This is a genomic window from Streptomyces sp. NPDC002403, assembly GCF_053593015.1.
Window position 1 is genome coordinate 1 of record NZ_JBSFBQ010000124.1, and the last position, 5,748, is coordinate 5,748.

Below are 5,748 nucleotides of genomic sequence, written 5' to 3' on the forward strand. Positions count from 1 at the left end.
GGGCGTACCGGTCGGCGGGAGGAGTGGACATGGAGATCAGGCCTCAGGCGGTCGCCCTTCCCAAGGAGACGGATCATCTCGAACAGGGGAAGTACGGGCCCGTCTTTCCCCGGACTCCGGCGTGCTACGGGTTCACCATCGTCGCGCGGGTCAAGCCCGGTCACGCCGATGCCATGCGCGAGTACGGCTACTCGCTGGCCACGGCGCTCGAACAGGATCCCTACCTTCTCGCGCCACTGAAGCTGCACTACCTGCGTTGGGTTCTCTTCGACGACGACACGCGCTTCATGTACCAGGGGATCTTCGACACCGACTTCGACAAGTACACCGAGGACGCCATCGCGCTGTTCTCGAAGGCGGGCGTGAGCACGGCGTTCGAGCATCTGGAGGGATTCCCCGAGGACTGGAAAACCAATCCGGAGGCGTTCGTCGGATTCGTCCGTGAGCACCACTGTCCGAGCTTCATCGAGTACGGAGAGTACCCGTACGTGACGGCGGACGAGATCAAGAAGGCCCTGCGGATCAAGAACGCTCTGTCGGAGATGCTGGACCAGATGCAGTGAGGCTGGGAGCTGGGCGATGAGCGAGGCCAGAACAGCACGGACCTACAACCAGCGGCACATTCCCCGGAAGCACACCCCTGGCGGACGGCGTGTGAGCACTTACGTCTCATGGAGCTATCCCGCCGAGGCGGCCCGGAACGCGGCCGAACTGGACAACCGGTTCTCCACCATGACCGAGGTCCGGCGGGTGGCGTGGCCGGCCTACGAGGACCCGAAGTGGTCCGACCCCTATCAGTTCCAGCAGGGCATCGCGGGATCGCTGGAGCTGTTCTTCCGCGCATGGGTGGAATTCCAGGAATTCGTCGCGGAGGTCACCGGGCATCCCGTCCCGGTCTACCAGCGCGTCGACCAAGCCGGTTTCCACACCCCCCTCGACGAGCGGGTGCTCGACGACACAGATGTCCTGTTCGTCTTCGGGCTCGACCACATGATCACCGGACAGGAGGCCGAGCCCGGCGAGATCGAGGCCCTGCGGTCCTTCCTCTCGCGGGAGGACGCCCGGCTCGTCCTGGGACCCCATCACGATGTCGGCGCGTCGGACGACCTGTCCGTGCGCGAGGTGGAGTACCGCCACCACGGCGATCCCCTGGTGCCTCGCCAGCAACGGTTCGCCACCTACGTCAGGGACGTGATGAACGGTCTGGGCGTGCCCGTCATCAACCGGTACGGGCTGCGCCCCGCCACCGGTCAGGACAACCGGATCGCCCCCCTGTCGACCGTCAGGGATCTGGACGAGAAGGGATGGCTGAACGGGGTTACGAATTTCAACTTCCACATGCACCTGCCGCACTACGCGGTCACGACCGACGAGCCGCAGGCCATCCATGTGCTGGCCCGGCAGCCGATCGACACGTCCCGGCCCCATCCGTTCACCGAGGACGGGAACACCGAGTTCAACATGTTCTTGTGGATGCCCCCTGGCGATGATCGCGCGGCAGACGTGCTGCTGGCTGACTCGACGATCTTCAGCACACTCTTCGGCGCCGACGACAGCCTGCGGAACTTCTGGCGCAACCTCGTCTCGCAGTGATGCCGCAGGGAGGCCGACATGAGCGCACCCACGGACGTCACGCTGGAACTCGACGACATCCAGCGCGGGGTCCTCAGCCCGCGCCCCACCCCGTACGCGGCGACGTACCTGGTCTTCCGTATCGACGACCGTTCGCAGGGCCGGGAGCTGATGCGGCGGGCAAGTGCGGTGGCGACCTCCGCCGCGGACACCTCCAGCCCCCTCGGGGACACCTGGGTCAGTGTCGCCGTCACGTACTGGGGCTTGGAGGCACTGGGGACGCCACGTTCATCGCTGGACACATTCGTCTGGGAGTTCCGGCAGGGCATGGCCGCCCGCGCGCGGGCGCTGCGCGACGGGGGAGCGAGCAGCCCGGAGCACTGGGAAGCACCCCTCGGCACGCGCGACGTTCACGTGGTGATCACGGCGGTCGCACCCGGCCCCCTGAGCCTGGAGGCGGCCATCGACCGCGCCCGGCCCGCCTATGAACGCCTTCCCGGCGTGACAGCGATCTGGCGACAGGACTGCTACGCACTGCCCTCCGAGAAGGAACACTTCGGGTACCTCGACGGCGTCAGCCATCCGGCCGTCGAAGGGAGCGGCATCCCAGGGTCCAATAGGCTGGAAACGCCACTGAAGAGCGGGGAGTTCGTCCTCGGCTACCCGGACGAGATCGGCGGCGTCCAGATGCCTCGGCCGACCGTGCTGGGGCGCAACGGCAGCTACGTGGCCTTCCGCAAACTCCACCAGGACGTCGCCGCGTTCAGGCGCTACCTCAAGGAAAACTCCACCAGCGCCCACGACGAGGAACTGATCGCCGCGAAGATCATGGGCCGTTGGCGCAGCGGGGCCCCACTGGCCCTCGCCCCGGAGCACGACGACCAAGCCCTCGGCGTCGACCCCCACCGCCGTAACACCTTCCTGTACGAACAGGACGATCCGGCGGGATTCACCACCCCCGGCGGCTGTCACATCCGCCGCGCCAACCCACGCGACGCCTCAGTGGCCGGAGAAGTGCGGCTGCACCGCATGATCCGGCGCGGCGCCGTGTACGGCCCGCCGCTGCCGGAAGGAGCGCTGGAGGACGACGGGGCCGACCGCGGTCTGATGTTCGCGTTCATCGGCGCCCACCTGGGCCGGCAGTTCGAGTTCGTCCAGTCGGAGTGGATGAACGACGGCGTCTTCTTCGGGGCCGGCAACGCGAAGGACCCCGTCGTCGGCGCCGAGGACGGGCAGACCCGCTACACCATCCCCCGAAGGCCGGTGAGGCGCTGCCTGGCCCCGCTGCCCCGGTTCGTCGTCACCCGAGGAGGCGAGTACTGCTTCCTGCCGAGCCTGAGCGCCCTGCGCTGGCTCGGGGACCTCCACGACTGACAGGGCGGGCAAGCGCCATGGACACCCTGCGTCTCGTCCTCAACGCCGTCACCGTCATCTTCATCGCGGCCACCATGTTCGCCGCCGGCCTGCGAGCCACGGTCCCGGCACTGCGCGGCATCTTCGCCGATGTCCCCCTGCTGCTGCTGGCGCTGACCGCCAACATGCTGGTCATACCGCTGCTCGGCTGGGGCATCGGCTCTCTGTTCAGTCTCCCCCCGGCCGCCTTCACCGCCCTCATCCTGATCGCCTCGTCCCCGGGCGGCCCCTTCGGGGCGAAGCTGGCGACCGTGCAGCGAGGCGACCTCGTCGCAGGCGCGGCGATGCAGGTACTGCTCGCCTCCATCGGCAGCCTCACCTTCGCCCCCACCGCCAGCGCTGTTCTCACCGCCGCCGACATCGGCACCAAGGTCTCCCTCGACGTCGGCGCACTGGTGCGGACGGTGGCGCTCCTGCAACTCGTCCCGTTCGTCATCGGCCTGCTCCTGCGCCGCTACGCCGAACCCACGGCACACTCCTGGCACCCCACGGCGGCAGCTCTGTCCAACGTCACGTTCCTCATCGTGCTGGCAGGCATGCTGCTGGGCAGCTGGCACGATGTCGTCGACCTCTTCGGCTCAGTCGCCCTGCTCGCGGGCTTCCTGCTCGCCGTCTTCGCCTTCGCGGTGGGAACACTGCTGGCCACCGGCCCGATGACACGCCGCACCACCATGGGAGGCGTCGCCTCCGTGCGCAACGCCGGCCCCGCGCTGGCCGCCATCGGCCTCGCCTTCGCCGACGAGCCCTCCGTCCTCGCCGCGCTCGCCGCCATCCTCCTCAGCGGCCTGGCGGCAGCCCTCCCGATCTCCACACTGCTCAGCAGACGGAGGAGTGCTCCGAAGACGCCGCAGGAACACACCGACCGGGCGACTACTCGGTGATCCGCTCGCCGCAGGTCAACAGCCCAGCCCGGCGAACGGCCCTCCAGCCTCGTCGCACCATCCGGCGCCGGCCGAACGTCGCCCGCATACCACGGGCCGCCTTCATGTGCTTCTCCTACGGAGGTCCTGCGCGACCGGCCCCGTGGGTGTAGACCGGGTTTATGGGCTTGCGGCGGCGGCTTCCGCGCCGGCAGCGTTCTCGGCAAGCGTCCGAGGCCCTGCTGGCGGTCCCGGTCGGACTGATCGTGACCATCGTGCTGGCCGATGTGCTGAGTCCGCGTGGTGTGCCGCTGGGGCCGCTGCTGATCGTGGCGCCCGCGATCACGGCGTCATTCGCCGGCCCCGTCCTGACCGGGGTGATGGGGGGTATAGCGGTGGCGGCCCTGCTGGGCATCGGCCTGGTGCACGAGAACCTTCTGGGGACGCTGTACTTCGATTCGCAGATCATCGCCCTGCTGGTGGTCTCGGTGCTCGTGACCGTGTTCCGGTACCTGCAGGTGCGACACACACGTGAACTCGTGCAAGTACGGACGGTGTCGGAGGCCACGCAGAACGTGGTCATGCGGCCGCTGCCACGCCGGATCGGCCCGCTGCGTGTGGCGTCGATGTATCTGGCGGCGCAGGAGCACGCCCTCATAGGCGGCGACCTCTACGCCGCCGTCCGCACCCCGACCGGCACCCGGCTGATCATCGGCGATGCGCGGGGCAAGGGCCTGACCGCGATCAGCGACGCCGCCCTGCTGCTGGGCGCCTTCCGCGAGGCCGCCCACCGCGAGGCCACGCTGCCCGCCCTCGTGGCCTACCTGGAGCACAGCGTGTGCTGGAACCTGGCCGAGCCCGCCGAGGCGGAGACGGCCGGGGAATGCTTCATCACCGCCGCCGTCCTCGACATCCCCGACAAGACCTCTCGGGCACAGATGGTCACGTGCGGGCACCCGCCACCCCTGCTGCTGCACGACGGCCAGGTCACGGCGCTGCCTGTTCTCCGGCCCGCGCCTCCGCTGGGCCTGGGCGAGCTGAGCCGCCCCGACTACCACGTCGACACCTTCACCCTGGAACCGGACGACGTGCTGCTGCTGCACACCGACGGCCTGACCGAGGCCCGCGACGCCCGGGGCGACTTCTACCCGCTGACCGAGCGCGCCGCCGCCTGGACGGACGAAAGCCCCCCGGCACTGATCCGCAGCCTGCGCACCGACCTGCTCGCCCACGTCGGCGGGCACCTGGCCGACGACGCAGCCGTCATCGCCCTCCAGCACACCCACAGCCAGTTCCCCATAGAGCCGGACCGGCCAGTACACGAACCCCGCCCGATCGAGGAGACGGCGACGACGGCCCGCAACGGATGAGGCGCGGGACCCGCTCCCCGAGGGGCTCCGGGTACGCGGTGGTGATGCCCGCCCCGGACCGGCGCCGACAGGAGCACCGTCCACGCCGGGCCGGGCCTCTCGGCGAGCCGACGGCTGTGGCGGGTCGGTGTCCGGAGCCGCAGCGCGCAGTGCGGCGGTGACGCCTGACGACGGGGTCGGCCGGCGGGTCCGGGAGCAGGCGTCGCTGTTCCTGGGGCCCGCCGCGTACGGGCGGTATGCGTACGCCGGGAGGCGCTGCGGCGGCGAGCGCGGAGAGGACCCTCGTCAGTCCGGCTCCGGCAGCGACGAGGTGGAGCTTGGCGAGCCAGTCGCGGGCGGTGTGCGCGATCTCGGGGCGCTCGTCCAGGCCGGGCCACACACCCGTGACGCGGACGAGCCGCTGGTCTTCTGCGACGTCCCCGCCGAGCACGGGACCCACCGGGTACCACGGCGAGGACATCGAGCAGCGGTGGGGCCGGCCCGCCCGGCGCCCCCCACGAGGACAGACCCAGACAGGGACCCCCCCGCACGCA

5 protein-coding genes and 1 pseudogene are annotated in these 5,748 nt (G+C 69.8%); 5 read left to right on the forward strand and 1 reads right to left on the reverse strand.

Annotation, left to right across the window (positions count from 1 at the left end):
* The 5 genes from ACWCPY_RS42790 to ACWCPY_RS42810 form a co-directional block, all read left to right on the forward strand.
* On the forward strand, positions 1-563 hold a 563-nt coding region (locus tag ACWCPY_RS42790), incomplete at its 5' end, for a hypothetical protein (protein WP_451274552.1).
* 91 nt (positions 564-654) lie between these two features.
* Complete coding sequence (locus ACWCPY_RS42795) at positions 655-1,593, forward strand: hypothetical protein (RefSeq protein WP_451274554.1); 939 nt, start codon at positions 655-657, stop codon at positions 1,591-1,593.
* Between the two features lie 18 nt (positions 1,594-1,611).
* Complete coding sequence (locus ACWCPY_RS42800; protein ID WP_451274556.1) at positions 1,612-2,946, forward strand: Dyp-type peroxidase; 1,335 nt, start codon at positions 1,612-1,614, stop codon at positions 2,944-2,946.
* A 17-nt stretch (positions 2,947-2,963) separates the two neighbouring features.
* On the forward strand, positions 2,964-3,866 hold the full coding sequence (locus ACWCPY_RS42805) for a bile acid:sodium symporter family protein (RefSeq protein WP_451274558.1): 903 nt from the start codon (positions 2,964-2,966) through the stop codon (positions 3,864-3,866).
* 245 nt (positions 3,867-4,111) lie between these two features.
* Positions 4,112-5,215 (forward strand): PP2C family protein-serine/threonine phosphatase, encoded by a 1,104-nt coding sequence (locus tag ACWCPY_RS42810; protein ID WP_451274560.1) that lies wholly within the window; start codon positions 4,112-4,114, stop codon positions 5,213-5,215.
* A 111-nt stretch (positions 5,216-5,326) separates the two neighbouring features.
* Here the strand turns inward: ACWCPY_RS42810 and ACWCPY_RS42815 are convergent.
* Positions 5,327-5,665: pseudogene (locus ACWCPY_RS42815) on the reverse strand (LysR family transcriptional regulator); the annotation flags it as partial.
* Between the last annotated feature and the right edge of the window lie 83 nt (positions 5,666-5,748).

Excerpts from the sequence above, each read along its gene's own strand:
- ACWCPY_RS42800 (WP_451274556.1), top strand. The coding sequence starts at position 1,612 with ATGAGCGCACCCACGGACGTCACGCTGGAACTCGACGACATCCAGCGC.
- ACWCPY_RS42805 (WP_451274558.1), top strand. The coding sequence starts at position 2,964 with ATGGACACCCTGCGTCTCGTCCTCAACGCCGTCACCGTCATCTTCATC.